Source organism: Dyadobacter chenhuakuii, from assembly GCF_023821985.2.
Lineage (GTDB): Bacteria > Bacteroidota > Bacteroidia > Cytophagales > Spirosomataceae > Dyadobacter > Dyadobacter chenhuakuii.
The window spans coordinates 2,555,001-2,571,527 of sequence record NZ_CP098805.1 but is presented as its reverse complement, the minus strand read 5'-3'; the positions used below and the strand labels follow the sequence as shown (position 1 = coordinate 2,571,527).

Below are 16,527 nucleotides of genomic sequence, written 5' to 3'. Positions count from 1 at the left end.
TCATTAGTTCATTTAAAACACTCTACTTGATTAACATTACGGATCCATTCTTCTGCATCACCTTTCCCTCATTGGAGATTCCTTCAATCATCCATACATAAGCCCCGGAAATGGCTTGTTTTCCTGCAAATGTGCCATCCCAGCCCTTGTTCATATCTTTGGTATAAAACATTAATTCCCCCCATCGATTATATATTTTGAAATAATTAAGGCTGGTAATCTCATTTATCACCGGCATTAAGATCTCATTTTTACCATCACCGTCCGGCGTAAATGCTGTCGGAACATTGAGGTTTTCGCGTCGTCTTACCCGCAGATTAACAGTTGCTTTTCCCGTACAACCCGTCCCTGAAGTAATGAAGACGGTATAACTTTGATCTGCCTGCAACGTCGCCCGCGGGCTCGGACTCGACGGATTGGTAAGCCCATCCGGCGGCGACCACGTGAAGGTGGCGTCATTCAGGTTCGTAACTTGCGGCGACGAAGCGACTAGTTGAAAAGGAACATTGACGTCTATCAATGCGTCAGGCGTAGTGCGCACCTCAATCGCCGGGGCCACCTGAACCGTAACCGTATCTCTCAGATTGCACACACCTAGCGATGCATTTACAATATATTGTGTTGTGATTGAGGGACTTGCAATCGGATCCTTTAAGTTTGGATTGTCCAGGCCCACTTGTGTTTCCCAGGTGAATGTTTGCGCGTTGCTGGTTGTGAAAAGCTGCACCGATTCACCTGCACAAACAACCGTGTCGGGAATGGTTTGAACATTGATATTGCTTGAAAATTCAACTTTCACGGGCTCACTGACCACGCATCCATCGCCGTCCTTCATGAAAACTTTATAGTTGGCCGGAAAGAGTTTAAATGTTGCATCTGCCTGATAATTAACGGAATCTATCGAATATTGGTAAGGCATAGTGCCGCCTTTTCCGGTGATTGCAAGTGTTCCTTCGCTGTTGCCATCGCAGGTTCCGGGTTGTAGCGTGGTGGTAAGGCTCAGGTCACTGACAGCCACTTGCTTAATGTTGGTAATTTCGTTTTGGCATAGCAAATTGGTAATTTTCAGCTGCACATCTTTTTTTCCTGCGCTGTTCCATCTTACCGTATAAGGGCCCATATCTCGTCCCGAAATAACCTGCGCACCGTCAAAATCCCATTCGAATTTGTAGCCGTCGCCGGGGACCGGGATGGTGCCCGTGTATTTTATTTCAACAATCTGGTCGCTTTTGCAAATGTTGAACGGAACGGTTGAGAAGTCTGCGTTCGGATTTATGTTTGCTGTAAAACAGATATCGGTAAATGTCTTATCTACATCCGTTTTAAAAAAGTACCGGTCCGTAAACGACAAATATCCAAAATTAGCCTGCCCTGATTCACAGGAAACCGACTGATCGTCCCGGAAAATATAGATAGGCGTTCCTGCTTTGCCAACGTATCTGCCGTCGGCATCATTATAAGATGCAAAAAGCGTGTTATCTACATATACATCCATAATGCCCGTTTGACCATTTCGCGTGAATGTCAGCAGATAATAAGTGTTTGTATTAAAAAACGGACAGGCACCTGCTATGCCGTAAGGGTAAAAATCAATGCAGCGGTCCGCGGAGCCATTCTTGTCTTTGAAATAAATTCCCTGATCGGATACACCATTTGAAAAATCAATAATCCGCGCCCACGTTTTGCCCCAATCGGTGGGCTTAACATACATTTGGATGGTGTAGTTGTCTGTTATTGCTCCTTCTGTATTGGGATACATGAGGCCCCAGTTCAGATTATTTTGATAAACCGTTCGCCGCACGCCGCATGGTAAAACATCATTTACAAAGCCGCCACCAGTGGCCGGAGCGCCACACGCGCCCAGTGCTTTCGCAGGCGTAAGCGCGGGCCCGCATTCGGGAGCTGCCACGTCGAATGTCTCGTAAAACCGGTAAGTATGCTTAACAGTCTGGCCGTAAGAGGTTGACAGAAAGGAGAATGCGCAAAGAAAAAGTAATAGTGATCGTATTTTCATATTCAGCCGAGGCCGGAAGTAAAGAACGTGAGTGACGCTGATAAATCTATAAACGGTAAACAGCCCGATTTATGTCGGAATCTTTGAAGCGGCTAAGTTGTAATGGTTTTTATACTAAAATTACGCTAAATCCCACATATTAGATGTTGACAGCCCATTATTTGACAGGGGAAATGTTTAAAAAGAAAAGAGGCCCCGTAACCGGAACCTCTTTAACTGCATTGATTTTAGATCGACTTATTGATTAACAGCTTTCAAACTACCGTCCTTGATCATCAGATTTTTTCTGGTTTGCAGATCATCTCGAAGCAACTTCCTGAATGGCTCCACGGTTTTCGCAGCTGCTATTCTGCTGTTTGCAACGGCTGGTACGCCCATCACTTCCAGCGCTTTACGGAAAAGGGTTTCGTTTTCATCCCCGAATGCGCTGTAAGGGACTTTTGAATCTTCCACGATATAGTTGGGCGTAATGCCATCAACGGTTCCGTAGTCCGACTCGTCGTTAGCATTAGCTGTTTGACCCAGCATAACATAAACGCCCCACTTCCAGCGATCCTTATCGTCATCGATCAACGAACCAAACAGGTTTTTACCCGCCGTGTTCTCTCCGATGGTGACCACATTCATGTAAGGTTTTAATCCATTAATAACGAGCTCACTAGCTGAGGCAGTGCCGTTTGAAGTAAGAACGAAAACGCGATTAAGGCTGCTGCCAATGTTGTTGGGCTCTGCCTGAAAGTTGTAATTGAGCGCATTAGCACCATTTTGCTTTTGCCAGTACGCAATGTATTTATCGTTCCATTGCTCTTTGTAAAAGATCTTGGAAGCCGTGATATTTTTACCAATCAATGACGCTAATGTATTCGCGGAGCTGATATAACCGCCCGAATTCAAGCGCAGGTCAAGCACCAGTTCGTTCACGCCCTTTGCTTTGAAATCAGCAAAAACCTGGCGCAGTTCGTTATCATACTTGTTCTTATCAGCCTCATTACCAGGAACAAATTGCGTGTATACGAGGTAGCCGATCGTTTTACCGGCAGTCGGCTTGGATATAACGGTGGAAAAGGCAACGGGATCTTCGGTAACCTCCGCTTTTGTGATGGAATATGTCGTGTTGGTTGCGATGATTTTACCATCTTGCAACGCACCCATGGTGAGTTTAACCGTCTCATTTCCGCTAAGTAAGCTGGCGTAATTACCTTGCGTCAGCTGTGTTCCATTCACTTTCAGGATAATGTCACCTCTTTTCAGGCCCGCAGCCGCCGCAGGGCTTCCTTTCACAACATAGTTCAGAAAAGCGCCGATGTTCGACTGACCGTCATCAAGAAAAGAAAGCGAATAACTGATCCCGAAAATTTTGCTGACACCATTGAATTCGTTTTGCAGCGCATCAATGTCGTCTGTCACAGCCGAAAAACGATCGACGGTTTGTCTCTGATAAATCAATTTTTCGAAATAATCATAAGGGCTTGCCGAAGCGTCCAGGCTAGCCTCGGTAGGAAGCTCTTTGTACCAAAAATAAGCATCGTCCATCACCTCATATAGCCAGGCATTGATTGCTTTTCTATCAGAAACCGACGTTGTATCCGCCGAAGCAAGCACGTCCGGTTCCACATCTTTATCCTTGCACCCTGCCACCAGCATCCCCAGTGCAAGCGCAAAAAGAAGGTTTAACTTTTTAAGATTTAACATATTAGCAGGTTTGTTGAATTAAGTTGTTTAACGAACTACACTGCTATTACGTATGTCAAAAGCACTTCGTGGCGGCGGGAAGCGTTCCAAACGGGGGAAATACGTGAAATTTAATTGAGATTTAATTAGTGTAAATTTTGTTTAAATTTACAGCATGCGTTAATGCCGGGACTTATGAACATCAAGCAAATTGTGACAATAGATAATGACATTCTGAATGGCCAGCCCGTTTTTAGCGGAACCCGCGTGCCTGTCGAGTCTTTATTTGATCACCTGGAAGCGGGCGTTTCGCTGGACGAATTTCTTGACGATTTTCCAACCGTTAGTAAGGAACAGGCCGTTGGTCTGTTAGAGGTTGCGAGTAAAATAACATCTTCAAAGAACATTGCGGCACTCTATGAAGCTGCTGCTTGACGAGAATCTACCAAAGAGACTTAAAGAAGATTTCCCCGAACACGAGATTTTTACGATCAGTGATATGGGCTGGAATGGCGTCAAAGATTCGCAGTTATTGGCGTTACTGAAAGAAAACGGCTTTCATGCGTTGCTTACTTTCGACAAGAACATGCGTTATCAGCAAAACTTTAAAGCTTACCTAGTAACCGTTTTTGTTTTATCTGCTAAAATCAATTCTTATTCAGAGCTTACAAAATTATCGCCACAGGTCCGGGATTATCTCAAAAAATCAAGACTTTCGTTTGGGCCGGTGGCGATCATGTAATGTTTTGTTATCTCAAATCCCTGTCAATCCCTTAAAAAACTTCCTTGCGATCATAGCATATTCCAACGGATTCGCCTTGGCGGGATCTTGTTCGGCTTCGAGGACGATCCAGCCGTGGTAATCGCTTTCTTTGATGATAGCAAAAAGGGATGGGAAATCAATGCAGCCTTCGGGATCTCCGGGGACCGTGAAGACACCGTTTTTAACGGCGGTCAGGAAGCTAAGCTTTTCGTCGTGAACACGTTGCAAAATGCTCGGACGTACGTCTTTTAAATGAATATGCGCTGTGCGGCCAATGTATTTTTGAAGCGCAACTGCCGGATCTTCGCCTGCGAAATGGAAATGTCCGCAGTCGTAATTCAGGAACACATTTTCGGGATCGGTTTCATTTAAGAGGCGATCCGTTTCTTCAATCGTTTGAATGCACGTTCCCATGTGGTGGTGAAAAGCCAGCTTCATGCCGCGGTCACGGGCGATTTTGCCCAACTCATTCAGGCCGAATGTGAAGCTGTCCCATTCTTCTTTGGTCTTCAACATTCCTTTTCCTTCGAAAACGGGCACATTCATTTGCCCCTGGCAACTGTTCCCCGTTTCACCGCCACCGATCACTTTCGCTCCCATTGTTTCAAGGAAATCAAGCAATGTGGTGAAGTTCTCGCGGTTTTCGGCGAAGGTTTTGGTCGTTAGCTCGTAGCTATTCCATTGGTTGCAAATCTGCAAACCTCTCAATTCCAATGCTTTCTTCAACACATTCGTATCACGTGGAAACTTGTTGCCGACTTCGCAGCCTGTGAAACCGGCCAGCGCCATTTCGCTGATGCATTGCTCAAATGTATTCTCACCGCCCAGTTCAGGCATATCGTCGTTGGTCCAGTTGATGGGCGCAACGCCTAGTTTAATGTTCTCGAAATTCATGGCTTATAAGAAAATGCGCTGTTCTTTTTTGTTCGATTTATATGTTTCAAAGGCCTTTTGCACGCTCGGAGAGGTAGAGACTTCCGCAATCGGCACTTCCCACCAGGCGTGGTAACCCTTGACGGTGCGGTAAAGACTGGTTTCAATGTAAATAACCGTCGTACGATCCGCCGTTTTGGATTGAGCCAAAGCGTTTTCCAGCGATTCGCGATCTGTCGCGCGGATTACATTAGCGCCCAGGCTTTCTGCATTTTTGGCCAAATCCACCGGCAGGAAATCACCTGAAAGCTGTCCTGAATTTTCATCCCGATATTTATACATTGTTCCAAAGCGCGCACTTCCAATGCTTTCTGAAAGCCCGCCAATGCTGGCGTAACCGTTGTTATTTAAAAGCAGGATAGTGAACTTAATGCCTTCCTGAATGGCGGTCACGATTTCGTGGTTGTTCATCAGATAACCGCCATCCCCGCAGATCACGTAAATCTCGCGCGTCGGATCGGCCATTTTTGCACCCATTCCTGCCGCGATCTCATAGCCCATGCAAGAGAAGCCATATTCCAGATGGAAGTTTTTCGGATCCGTCGCACGCCATAACTTATGCAAGTCACCCGGCGCGCTGCCCGACGCATTGATCATCACATCGCGGTCGTCCATGAAGCTGTTTAATGTCCCAATTACAACGGCCTGATCGATAGGCACAACCGTTCCGTTTCCTTCGGCGTAAATTTGCGTTACTTCGTCGTCCCAGGCTTTGTTAACATCAGCAATATGCTGGCGATAATTTGCATCAACTTCATAGTCACCCAGTAAGCTAGATAATTCCTCTAAAACCGCCTTCGCATCCCCAATCACCGGCAATGCAGCGTGCTTGAAAGCATCAAATTCACTGATATTAATGTTGATAAACTTTACATCCGGGTTCTTGAATATCGACTTGGAAGCCGTCGTAAAATCGCTGTAACGCGTTCCTATGCCAATCACAACATCGGCTTCGTTCGCAATTTCAATCGCATATTTCGTCCCGGTTGCGCCCAGGCCGCCAATGCTGTAAGGAGCGTCATAACGGACCGCGCCTTTTCCTGCGAATGTCTCACCGACTGGAATGCCCGTTTTACTTGCAAAAGTTTCAAGCACACCACAAGCATCACTGTAAATGGCACCGCCGCCAGCAACGATGACAGGGTTTTTAGATGATTTAATCCATTCCGCAGCTTTCTGCAATGTGGTCAAATCTGGTCTCGGCCTGCCGACGTGCCAGACTCTTTTCCTGAAAAGTTCTTCAGGGAAGTCATAGGCATGTGTTTGCACGTCCTGCGGCATGGATAATGTTACTGCACCCATTTCCGATTGCGAGGTTAGCACACGCATCACTTCCGGCAGCGAATAAATGAGCTGTTCGGGGCGGTTAATGCGGTCCCAGTATTTGGAAACGGGTTTAAAACAATCATTGACAGAAATGTCCTGTGTCGAAGCACTTTCTAATTGCTGCAAAACTGGATTAGGCTCGCGGGTTGAGAAAATATCTCCGGGCAAAAGCAAAACGGGCAGCCGGTTAATGGTCGCCAGTGCTGCACCGGTGATCATGTTCGTAGCGCCGGGACCGATAGAGGTCGTGCAAACGAATGCGCCAAGACGATTTTTGACCTTCGCATAAGCCACTGCCGTATGCACCATCGATTGCTCATTGCGGCATTGATAGTAACGAAAATCAGGGTTTTCCTGCAATGCCTGGCCCAATCCAGCCACATTACCATGCCCGAAAATCCCGAAACAACCGCCAAAATAAGGCTGTTCCACACCATCGCGCTCGATGAACTGGTTCTTTAAAAATGTGATCGTAGCCTGCGCTACTGTAAGTCTTCTGGTCATTTTGTGATGATTTTGCTTGAATTATCAGGCGAAAGTGAAATCGCCGGCCTTGCCCGTACAACCGAACAGGTCAAACTTTTTCAGCATAAATTTTTTATATTCTTCCATAAAAATCTTCCCCGGCGTGGTCGGAGCGAACTCTTCCGGCTTGTCGCGGAAAAATTCGCGGTTCACCATCGTCCAGAGCAGCCGCGTGTCCGTGGCAATGTTGATCTTGCAAACACCCAGCGGGATCGCCTTCCGGATTTCGTCTTCCTGAACGCCTTTGGCATCCGTTTTCAGATTGCCGCCCGCCGCGTTAATGCGCTCCACAACCTCAGGAATCACATTAGAACCGCCATGCAGCACCAAAGGAAAGCCCGGAAGCCGCTGCTGAATTTCTTCCAAAATGTGAAACTGCAAACCCTGTCCGCCCGAGAACTTGTAAGCGCCATGGCTCGTGCCCACCGCAATGGCCAGACTATCACAATCCGTGGCTTTGACAAAATCCTCAACCTGCTGGGGATTAGTATAAAATGAATGCGCCGCATCCACCGTCAGATCGTCCTCTACACCCGCCAAAACCCCCAATTCAGCCTCTACGCTAATGTTCTTTGCATGCGCACGCGCAACGACTTCCCTGGTCCGAGCCACATTCTGATCAAAATCATCATGACTGGCATCAATCATCACCGAGGTGTAACCACCCGCTTCAATGGCTTGAAAAATATGTTCTTCAAAACCATGATCCATGTGGATTGCATAGGTTACATCAGGATATATCCGGGCCGCCGCAGCGATCATAGAAAGCAGCATATCGGGGTGCGCATAATCTCTTGCAAACGGGGTCGTCTGCACTATAAATGGCGCTTCCGCTTCCTGAGCCGCTGCGAACAAGCCGTGGATTTCTTCCATGAAAAACACATTCACCGCCGGAATCGCATAGCGGCCATAGCATTTTTCAAAAAGTTGTTTTGTTGTTAAAAGCATAATTTATTTTACCAAAAAACGGTGTACAACGCCGCGATCACGCCGCAGATCATGATCGAGCCGATGACGAAACTTTTGCCTGGTTCAAACATGGTCCGGTCGATTTCAAGTCCTTTTGGATTGTGTTTGCTTTTCGGATCAGCTAATGTCATGACTACAATTACCGCGCAAAGAATCAGGAATATAATGCCCATCCGGTCCAAAAATGGAATCTCAGGTGCCATAAACTTTCCGGCTGTGGACAATGGAATTGTCAGCAATGCAGCAGTCAATGCGGCAGCAGAAGTTGTTCGTTTCCAGAACATTCCAAGAATGAAAATCGCAAACACACCCGGTGTAATGAAGCTGCTGTATTCCTGGATAAACTGGTAAGCCTGATCCAGCACACGCAGCTGCGGCGCAATGATCACACCGATGATCATGGCCACATAAATAGTGTAGCGACCGATCTTAACCAGCTGTTTTTCGCTGGCGTTTGGGTTAATGTATTGTTTGTAAATGTCCAGTGTAAAAATGGTCGAAATACTGTTCGCTTTTCCGGCCAGGGAAGCGACGATTGCGGCGGTTAAGGCAGCAAAGGCCATTCCTTTTAGTCCACCCGGCAGCAAATTGAGCAAAACAGGATAAGCATGATCTGGTTTTACAACGCCGACGCCATCCAGCATTTCCTTTTGAAACATGCCATTTTGATACAAAACATAAGCAGCAATTCCCGGAATAACGACGATGATCGGAATAAGCAGTTTCAGCAAAGCCGCAAACAAAATCCCTTTCCGCGCAGTCTTTAAATCAGCGCCCAGGCTTCTTTGAATAATGTATTGATTGCAACCAAAATAGGCAAGGTTATTGATCCACATCGCACCAATGATCACAGATAATCCCGGCAGGTCTTTGTAAAAAGGATTTTCTTTGGGCAAAATCATGTGGAAATGAGAATCTGCCTGTTCTTTGAGCAAGCCTAATGCATTGAAAATCCCGGGCCTGTTAAAATGGGTTGAAACAAGATCTAATGCCAGGTAAGTGGTTGCCAGCCCGCCCATAACAAGCACGATCACCTGCACGACGTCCGTGTAACCAATCACTTTCATCCCACCAATTGTAATGATGACCGCAAAGAGCCCCAAGCCAATGATTCCCCACGTAAAGTCCAGACCAGCAGTCACTTCCAATGCCAATGCACCCAGGTAAAGGATCGAAGTAAGGTTTACAAACACGTAAAGCAACAGCCAGAAAACGGCCATAATGGTCGCCACCGTGGGATTATACCGCTCCCGGAGGAATTGCGGCATGGTATAAATCTTATTTTTGAGATAAACCGGCAGGATAAAGAGCGCCACCACAATCAGCGAAGCCGCCGCCATCCATTCATAGGAAGAAATCGCCAGCCCGATCGCAAAACCCGAACCCGACATCCCGATGAAATGCTCTGCCGAGATGTTGGAGGCAATAATCGAGGCGCCGATCGCCCAGAATGTCAGTGATCCTTCGGCCAGGAAATAGTCCGTCGAGCTGACTTCTTTGGAGCTTTTCTTTTTGTAAATCCAATAACCATAAGCAGAAACGCCTATCAAATAAATAAAGAATACAACATAATCCAGCGATTGCAAACCGGTATTGGACATTCGGGTAAAGGGTTAGGTAAATTGGTATTCAATTTTCTGCACGAAGTAACTTAAACGACCGCATACTGCAAAACCTCCTCGATTTTCACACTTCTGCCTTCGGTCAGCGACTTCATTGCAGCAATGCCGATGGCGGTTGCCATAAGTCCGTCATGCGCGTCCACAGGCGACGGCTTGTCTTGCAACACGCAGTCAATGAACGATTTAAGACAAACACGATAAGCTGTTTCGTATCTTTCCAGGAAGAAATGCAGCGGCAACGAAATGTGTCCGCCATTGCTGTCGAAATGCACGAGCGTGTCGGACGTGTTGTTTTCTGCCTTCGCCATGCCTTTTGAACCGAAAATTTCAAGACGCTGATCGTAACCGTAAACCGCTTTTCTGCTGTTATCAATCACGCCGATAGCGCCATTTTCAAATGTCAAAACGATCACCGCCGTGTCAATATCTCCGAATTCTTTAATCTCCGGATGGATCAGTGCATCGCCTTTTACAAAAACCTCCTTCACCTCGCTGCCTACAATGTAGCGCGCCATGTCGAAGTCATGGATCGACATATCGAGGAAAATGCCGCCTGAGATTTTCAGATATTCCACCGGCGGAGGCGCAGGGTCGCGGCTGGTAATGCGCAGAATGTGCGGATCGCCGATTTTATTGGCTTCCACCAGACTGCGGACATTGCTGAAATTGGCATCAAAACGACGGTTGAAGCCCAGCATTAACTTTATATTATTCTCACTCACAGCCTTTTCCGCAGCGTGAATCGCTTCCAGTGTTACGTCCAAAGGTTTTTCACAAAACACATGCTTTCCTTTTTCGGCAGCCGCAACTGTGTAAGGAACGTGGAATGGAGTAGGTGAGCAAATGATAACCGCCTCAACATCAGGATGGTTGATCACATCATAGGCATCCGTAGTAACCTCGGCAACACCCAGACTGCGTGCAAATTCATGAGCCGCAGGTGAGACGTCGGAAGCGATAATCACCTGTGCGTCAGGCATGTGATGAACCAGATTGCTCAAATGTATCTGCCCGATCCGACCCAGGCCAATCACCCCGGTCTTTAATTTTCTAGTCATTTTATAATTAGAATAATGGTTTATGTTTTGTCAAAACTTCCTGTTCCACTCTTTAAGCCAGCGTTCGATCACGACTTTGGTTTGCGTGAAGAACTCTACGGCGTGTTTGCCTTGTCCGTGCAAGTCGCCGTAAAAGCTTTCTTTCCAGCCTGAGAATGGGAATTGGGCGACGGGAGCGGCTACTCCAATGTTGATACCAATGTTTCCAGCTTCTGCTTCATGGCGGAACTTGCGGGCGTTGGAACCGCTGCTTGTGAAGATGCAAGCCATATTTCCGTATTTGCCCGCATTAATAAAACGGATCGCTTCGTCGATAGTGTTAATGTGAACCAAGCTCAAAACAGGACCGAAAATCTCTGTTCCGGCCAGTTCGCCGTCCAATGGGATGTCTTCGATAATGGTTGGATTGATGAAGTTTCCGCCTTCATAACCTTCCACTTTTGCATTGCGGCCATCAACCAGCAGCCTTCCGCCTTCGCTTAATCCTTTGTCAATCAATGTCTGAACGCGGTTTTTGCTTTCAGCTGAAATTACCGGACCCATTTGCACGTCGCTATCGAGCCCGAAACCGGTTTTCCTGTTCTTGGCAGATTCCACCAGACTTTCCGTAATGTCCTTATGCTCACCAACTGTAATGATGGTCGAAGCTGCCAGGCAACGCTGTCCCGCACAACCATAAACGCTGTCGATCACGATTTGGGAAGTCATTTCAATGTCTGCATCGGGCAGCACGATCACGGGATTTTTTGCGCCGCCTTGTGCCTGCACGCGTTTTCCGTTCGCAGCGCCTTTGGAATACACATATTTCGCAACATTGGATGATCCTACGAAGCTAATGCCTTTAATAGCAGGATGTTCCAGAATGCCATCGACTACTTCACGCGCACCTTGCACGAGGTTAAGGACGCCTTTCGGCAGATCCAGCTTTTCCATCAACGCCACAATTTTGGTCATTGTCAACGGCACTTTTTCCGAAGGCTTAATGATGTAGCTGTTCCCGCAAGCCAGCGCGTAGGGCAGGAACCAGAATGTGATCATACCCGGGAAATTGAACGGCGCAATGCATGCACACGGGCCCAGCGGCTGACGGATCATGTATTCGTCGATGCCTTTGGCAATATCTTCGGAAAATTCTCCCTGCATCATTGCAGGCATTCCGCAGGCATTTTCCACATTCTCGATCGCCCGCACCATTTCGGCTTTGGCTTCAATGAATGTCTTCCCCGATTCCAGTACGATCGTCCGTGCAATGTCGTCGGCATTATCTTCCAGCAATGTTTTTAGTTTAAACAAATATTGAACGCGCTTCGAAACGGGCGTGCTTCTCCACTCCTGAAACCCCTTAACAGCGGCTTCTGCGGCATCTTCCACGTCCTTTGCATTGCCATAAGGCACTTGCGCGAGCACTTCCTGGTTAGCAGGGTTCAGCACATTTTCGAAATGATCCGAATGGCTGTCCACCCACTGTCCATTGATGTAATTCTGTAATTTTTCCATTTTATCTAAATTGTATTAATTCAAAAGTTTGGTCAGATTTTCCGATTATCGGAACCCGGGTTACATTAATTCAGAAGGCTATAAGCCGCCGTAACCGGCAACAAAAGCATCTACTTCGGCCCGGGTCGGCATAAAATTGGCGCAGCCTTCGCGCGTCACAATGATCGCCCCGCATGCATTCCCCATTCTTACACTCTGATAAAGGTCCCAGCCGCTCAGTAACCCGAAAGAAAATCCGGCGCAAAACGCGTCGCCAGCGCCGAGCACATTCAAAACTTCAACAGGGAAACCAGGCACCTTAACCTCCTCTTTTCCAGGCTGAAAAATAGAAGCGCCATCTTTCCCGCGCTTGACTACCAATGTTTCCACACCGGAAGCCATAATTTCCTGGATTGCGTTTTCAATGTTGCCGCGGATCTCGGGAGCAGAGATTTGCTGGTGTTTAATGAGGAGCTGCTCTTTGTCGGTCAGGAAGGTGGCCAGGATTTCTTCTTCGGTCCCTACGACAATGTTGAAGCTGGGCAATGCAGCCCGGATTGTAACGCCAAATGCCCTTGGATCAAACCATTGATCGGCCCGGAAATCAATGTCCAGCAGGCGGGTCACATTGTTTTTCTTAGCTAATTCCAATGCATAGAACATCGCAGTGCGACTCGGATCTTTGCTGAATGCCGTTCCCGAAAACGCAGCTGCTTTGAAATCTCCGAACGGAATGGCATCAACGTGATCCAGGTTCAGATTAATATCGGCGCAGTTTTCGCGGTAATAAACGAGCGGAAAACGATCCGGAGGCTCAATGCCCAGCACTACGGCAGAGCTTCTGGTGCCTTCGATGGTTGGCACCCAATCCGTAACAATGCCTTCCTGATCAAGGAAATGTTTGATAAAATTACCCACCTGATCATTGCCTATGCCTGTTAGAATGGCGGTTTCCAGACCAAGTCTGCGTGCGCCGGTAGCAATGTTCAGCGGGCAACCGCCTACGAATGCGTTGAATGCTTCTATTTTTTCAAAAGGACTGCCCACATTAGCCGAATACAGGTCGATAGACGAGCGGCCAAGGGTCAGTAAGTCGTATTTTTTCATTGCGGAGAATTAAAAAAGCGGTGCGGCGTTATTTGCCATTCATTTCAGCCGTTACAAGCGGCAGGCGCGGATCGGAGCCTTTCCAGGTTCCGTAAATCCAGTCGTGGTCGGGGTCAGAGGTGTTGGCCAGCGATTGGTCGCTTCCGGCCAGGAAATTGAGATAATAAACATTGTAACCATGTCCGGCAACAACGGGGTGGTAACCTTTTGGAACCAGTACGGCTTCATTATGATGCACGCGGACGATCTCATCCAGCGAACGGTCCTGAGTATAAACCTGTTGAATGGCGTAACCCTGCGGTTTGTCGATTTTGTAAAAATAAATTTCCTCCAGATTCGCCTCAATCAGATTGCCGTTTTCATCTTCCGTGCGAACATCATGCTTGTGGGCAGGGAACGAGCTCCAATTGCCCGAAGGCGTGTAAACTTCCACGCAAACGATCTTATGACAGTCAAAACCAGGCTCCAATAAGCTGTTAATCTGACGGTTCGCGTTGTCGCCGCCTCGATATTCGATCGCAGCTTCTTCCGGGCGTTTCATGCGCGGCGGGTGATCCTCGTCGGATGCCACGTAGCAAATCGCAATGTCGGTCTGAGGTGATTGTGCCGTTAAAACGTAATCCGTATGTCTCGACAAATACATGGCATGCCCGATTCCGCTGAACACATCTTTGCGACCGTTTTTCGTTTCCCAGGTTTGTCCGGCGGCTTCGACTTTAAAATTTCCGCCAAGCAAAACGAAGCAATATTCGTACTCGCCCGTGTTTCCTGAAATTTGTTCGTTTACATCCAGTATTTTAGCCTCGAAGTTCAAATAAGTCCAACCGGCTTGATCGCTCGTAAGGGAATGGTAGGTTTTTTGGTCAGGCGCAGGTTTAACTAGCAGGTCACTCATTGTGGTAATTCGTTACATTTGTACACAATGATAGCGTTGTATAAATTAAACACAAAATGTAAATATGTTTATATTGAATGCAAACGTTTGAAAAAATTTCAAAGATTTAATTGCCATAATTATACAAATGAATTCCCCCCGACCCGTAACCATTAAAGACATTGCCCGCCGTTTCCGGTGCTCGCCATCCACCGTTTCCCGCGCTCTTAACGACCATCCGGCTATCAACGAAGACACCCGTAAAAACATCCAGGAATACGCCAGGGAAGTAGGTTACCAGCGGAATGAGGTGTCTTTGAGTTTGTTAAATAAAAAAACGGCGTCGCTGGGAGTAGTCGTTCCGACGATCAGTAATTACTATGAAACCGCCGTTATTGAAGGTCTTCATCAGGCATTGCAGCCAATTGGTTACACGCTTAACATTTGTGTGACCAATGAAAATTATGCTTTGGAAAAGGAATATCTCGCCAAACTGCTTTCGAACCGGACCGAAGGGATTTTCCTTTCCGTATCTCAGGAGACTTATGACTCAGGCTATTACGAGCATCTGGAAAGTGTGATCCAGCGAAAAACACCGCTCATTTTTATTGACCGCGAGTATGAAGATTTTGAAACCAGCCGGGCCACGGTGGACGATTATCACGGTGCTTTTGCGGCCGTTGAGCATTTGCTCAGTATCGGATATAAAAACATCGCCCATTTAAAAGGGCCTAACGGCCTAACGGTCAGCGAACAACGTTTGAAAGGCTACATTGATTGCCTCAAAAAATACGACATGCCCGTTCAGGAAGAATTCATCATTAATACCAACTTCAAAGTCGAAAGCGCCATTGTACCCACAAAGCGGCTCCTGGAAATGGCCACGCCACCGGATGCTATTTTCGGCGTGAACGACCAGGTCGCCATCGGAGCCATGCGGGTCGTTAAAGACAAAGGCCTCCGTATCCCGCAGGACGTCGGCCTGGTAGGCTTCGATAATTCGCCCATCTCCGCCTACACATTCCCATCCTTAACCACCGTAAGCCGCCCGGGCCGCAAAATTGGCATGGAAGCATCCCGGCTTTTTCTCAACCAAGTCAATGGCGCTGAGGACTTTAAGCATGAAAGCATCGTGCTGCCTTCGGAGTTGATAATCAGGGAAAGTTCGCTGCGGATTTGAGGATGTTTGAAATCTTGGCTGCACGTTATGCCATGCCTCCGGCATTAGTCGATTGTTATTAAATCTGTTTTTACTACCAATATTGAATCGCTCCGCGATTTGGCAATTGGCAGAGTCCCGGAGGGATGCAATATTGGTAGCAACTGTGATATATGTTGAAATTATAAATCCCAGCGGGATGAAATGGCCAAGGTGATACGCAAGAGGTCGTTGTGGATGCAGTTTATCATAAATTTTGTGACCGATAGAAAAGTCTAACGTCTAAACAAGGGTGCGCTATTGCATCATCGTAACTTAAAAGTTACCTTTATCATGACGAAGATTAGGACTATCACATTTTACAAACACTATTTTGAAGAGTTTATCAAAGAGCAGACACCAAAGGTACAAGACAAAATTTATGGAGTGCTTTTGGCAATTACGACATTGGAACGCATCCCTTCAAGTTATTTGAAACACATTGAGGGTACAAAGGGTCTTTATGAAGCGCGCATTCAATTAGGATCTAGCATTTGGCGAGTGTTTTGCTTTTTTGACGATCATAGGCTTATCGTACTTTTAAACGGTTTTCAAAAGAAAACAGAAAAAACACCGAGAAAGGAGATCGAAAAGGCAATGCGGTTAATGGATGAATATTATCACACTAAACATAGTAACAATGGATCTTACAAACTGGGATGACCTCAAAGACGAGATTTATGGCAAAGTCGGGACCGAGCGAAGAGATAGATTAGACAGAGATTTTGAAAGCTTCAAAATCGGATTGCTCCTCAGAAAAGCCCGGGAAGACAAAGCCCTTACCCAAGCTCAGCTTGGCGAAATCATTAACAAGAAGCGGGAATATATTTCAAGAGTTGAAAACGACGGAAGCAATCTGACGCTTAAAACACTTTATGATATAGTTGAAAAGGGATTAGGTGGGAAAGTGAAGATTGAGCTAGAATTTTAAAATAATCCTCTAAGTGCAAAAAAAGCAGCCGGGTCCCCAGCTGCTTTTTTGCATTTATAA

General features: G+C 46.8%; 15 protein-coding genes. 5 read left to right on the top strand and 10 right to left on the bottom strand.

Features of this window, described 5'->3' with window-relative positions; translation table 11 throughout:
* Nucleotides 1-22: 22 nt before the first annotated feature.
* The gene (locus NFI80_RS10660; RefSeq protein ID WP_235163084.1) at nucleotides 23-2,014 is read right to left on the bottom strand and encodes a T9SS type B sorting domain-containing protein; all 1,992 of its coding nucleotides are present in this window, start codon (nucleotides 2,012-2,014) and stop codon (nucleotides 23-25) included.
* Nucleotides 2,015-2,251: 237 nt separating this feature from the next.
* Complete coding sequence (locus NFI80_RS10655) at nucleotides 2,252-3,706, bottom strand: S41 family peptidase (RefSeq protein WP_235163085.1); 1,455 nt, start codon at nucleotides 3,704-3,706, stop codon at nucleotides 2,252-2,254.
* Nucleotides 3,707-3,880: 174 nt separating this feature from the next.
* Between NFI80_RS10655 and NFI80_RS10650 the strand changes: the two genes are divergently transcribed.
* Both NFI80_RS10650 and NFI80_RS10645 read left to right on the top strand, forming a co-directional pair.
* The gene (locus tag NFI80_RS10650; RefSeq protein WP_235163086.1) at nucleotides 3,881-4,120 is read left to right on the top strand and encodes a DUF433 domain-containing protein; all 240 of its coding nucleotides are present in this window, start codon (nucleotides 3,881-3,883) and stop codon (nucleotides 4,118-4,120) included.
* Entirely contained in the window at nucleotides 4,104-4,427 is a 324-nt protein-coding gene (locus NFI80_RS10645; protein WP_235163087.1) for a DUF5615 family PIN-like protein, read from the top strand. Before NFI80_RS10650 ends, NFI80_RS10645 begins: the two co-directional genes overlap by 17 nt.
* A 12-nt stretch (nucleotides 4,428-4,439) precedes the next feature.
* On the opposite strand, the gene iolE is transcribed toward NFI80_RS10645, so the two are convergent.
* The 8 genes from iolE to iolB form a co-directional block, all read right to left on the bottom strand.
* Nucleotides 4,440-5,342, bottom strand: coding sequence for a myo-inosose-2 dehydratase (gene iolE, locus NFI80_RS10640; RefSeq protein ID WP_235163088.1), 903 nt, complete (start codon nucleotides 5,340-5,342; stop codon nucleotides 4,440-4,442).
* Between the two features lie 3 nt (nucleotides 5,343-5,345).
* The gene (gene iolD, locus NFI80_RS10635) at nucleotides 5,346-7,211 is read right to left on the bottom strand and encodes a 3D-(3,5/4)-trihydroxycyclohexane-1,2-dione acylhydrolase (decyclizing) (RefSeq protein WP_235163089.1); all 1,866 of its coding nucleotides are present in this window, start codon (nucleotides 7,209-7,211) and stop codon (nucleotides 5,346-5,348) included.
* A 24-nt stretch (nucleotides 7,212-7,235) separates the two neighbouring features.
* Nucleotides 7,236-8,180, bottom strand: a complete 945-nt coding sequence (locus NFI80_RS10630) for a class II fructose-bisphosphate aldolase (RefSeq protein ID WP_235163090.1) — start codon at nucleotides 8,178-8,180, stop codon at nucleotides 7,236-7,238.
* 8 nt (nucleotides 8,181-8,188) lie between these two features.
* Nucleotides 8,189-9,802: a sodium/sugar symporter gene (locus tag NFI80_RS10625; protein ID WP_235163091.1), complete on the bottom strand. Its 1,614-nt coding sequence runs from the start codon at nucleotides 9,800-9,802 to the stop codon at nucleotides 8,189-8,191.
* Between the two features lie 50 nt (nucleotides 9,803-9,852).
* Nucleotides 9,853-10,881, bottom strand: coding sequence for an inositol 2-dehydrogenase (gene iolG / locus NFI80_RS10620; protein WP_235163092.1), 1,029 nt, complete (start codon nucleotides 10,879-10,881; stop codon nucleotides 9,853-9,855).
* A 30-nt stretch (nucleotides 10,882-10,911) separates the two neighbouring features.
* Nucleotides 10,912-12,378 carry a CoA-acylating methylmalonate-semialdehyde dehydrogenase gene (locus NFI80_RS10615; RefSeq protein ID WP_235163093.1) on the bottom strand — a complete coding sequence of 489 codons (1,467 nt, stop codon included), beginning with the start codon at nucleotides 12,376-12,378 and terminating at the stop codon, nucleotides 10,912-10,914.
* Between the two features lie 78 nt (nucleotides 12,379-12,456).
* The gene (iolC, locus tag NFI80_RS10610; RefSeq protein ID WP_235163094.1) at nucleotides 12,457-13,464 is read right to left on the bottom strand and encodes a 5-dehydro-2-deoxygluconokinase; all 1,008 of its coding nucleotides are present in this window, start codon (nucleotides 13,462-13,464) and stop codon (nucleotides 12,457-12,459) included.
* Between the two features lie 28 nt (nucleotides 13,465-13,492).
* The gene (iolB, locus tag NFI80_RS10605) at nucleotides 13,493-14,359 is read right to left on the bottom strand and encodes a 5-deoxy-glucuronate isomerase (protein WP_235163095.1); all 867 of its coding nucleotides are present in this window, start codon (nucleotides 14,357-14,359) and stop codon (nucleotides 13,493-13,495) included.
* Between the two features lie 127 nt (nucleotides 14,360-14,486).
* On the opposite strand from iolB, the gene NFI80_RS10600 reads away from it, so the two are divergent.
* The 3 genes from NFI80_RS10600 (at nucleotide 14,487) to NFI80_RS10590 (ending at nucleotide 16,467) form a co-directional block, all read left to right on the top strand.
* A complete protein-coding gene (locus NFI80_RS10600) occupies nucleotides 14,487-15,518 on the top strand; it encodes a LacI family DNA-binding transcriptional regulator (protein WP_235163096.1) in 1,032 nt (343 codons plus the stop codon).
* A gap of 312 nt (nucleotides 15,519-15,830) precedes the next feature.
* Nucleotides 15,831-16,199, top strand: coding sequence for a type II toxin-antitoxin system RelE/ParE family toxin (locus tag NFI80_RS10595; protein WP_235163097.1), 369 nt, complete (start codon nucleotides 15,831-15,833; stop codon nucleotides 16,197-16,199).
* Nucleotides 16,177-16,467: a helix-turn-helix domain-containing protein gene (locus NFI80_RS10590; RefSeq protein ID WP_235163098.1), complete on the top strand. Its 291-nt coding sequence runs from the start codon at nucleotides 16,177-16,179 to the stop codon at nucleotides 16,465-16,467. The genes NFI80_RS10595 and NFI80_RS10590 overlap by 23 nt, the downstream gene beginning before the upstream one ends.
* The last annotated feature ends 60 nt before the right edge of the window (nucleotides 16,468-16,527 follow it).

Bases quoted from the DNA above. Each gene is read 5' to 3' on its own strand.
- iolD (WP_235163089.1), bottom strand. From the start codon at position 7,211: ATGACCAGAAGACTTACAGTAGCGCAGGCTACGATCACATTTTTAAAG.
- NFI80_RS10625 (WP_235163091.1), bottom strand. From the start codon at position 9,802: ATGTCCAATACCGGTTTGCAATCGCTGGATTATGTTGTATTCTTTATT.
- iolB (WP_235163095.1), bottom strand. From the start codon at position 14,359: ATGAGTGACCTGCTAGTTAAACCTGCGCCTGACCAAAAAACCTACCAT.
- NFI80_RS10655 (WP_235163085.1), bottom strand. From the start codon at position 3,706: ATGTTAAATCTTAAAAAGTTAAACCTTCTTTTTGCGCTTGCACTGGGG.
- NFI80_RS10630 (WP_235163090.1), bottom strand. From the start codon at position 8,180: ATGCTTTTAACAACAAAACAACTTTTTGAAAAATGCTATGGCCGCTAT.
- iolC (WP_235163094.1), bottom strand. From the start codon at position 13,464: ATGAAAAAATACGACTTACTGACCCTTGGCCGCTCGTCTATCGACCTG.
- iolG (WP_235163092.1), bottom strand. From the start codon at position 10,881: ATGACTAGAAAATTAAAGACCGGGGTGATTGGCCTGGGTCGGATCGGG.
- NFI80_RS10615 (WP_235163093.1), bottom strand. From the start codon at position 12,378: ATGGAAAAATTACAGAATTACATCAATGGACAGTGGGTGGACAGCCAT.
- NFI80_RS10645 (WP_235163087.1), top strand. From the start codon at position 4,104: ATGAAGCTGCTGCTTGACGAGAATCTACCAAAGAGACTTAAAGAAGAT.
- NFI80_RS10595 (WP_235163097.1), top strand. From the start codon at position 15,831: ATGACGAAGATTAGGACTATCACATTTTACAAACACTATTTTGAAGAG.
- NFI80_RS10600 (WP_235163096.1), top strand. From the start codon at position 14,487: ATGAATTCCCCCCGACCCGTAACCATTAAAGACATTGCCCGCCGTTTC.
- NFI80_RS10660 (WP_235163084.1), bottom strand. From the start codon at position 2,014: ATGAAAATACGATCACTATTACTTTTTCTTTGCGCATTCTCCTTTCTG.
- NFI80_RS10650 (WP_235163086.1), top strand. From the start codon at position 3,881: ATGAACATCAAGCAAATTGTGACAATAGATAATGACATTCTGAATGGC.
- NFI80_RS10590 (WP_235163098.1), top strand. From the start codon at position 16,177: ATGGATCTTACAAACTGGGATGACCTCAAAGACGAGATTTATGGCAAA.
- iolE (WP_235163088.1), bottom strand. From the start codon at position 5,342: ATGAATTTCGAGAACATTAAACTAGGCGTTGCGCCCATCAACTGGACC.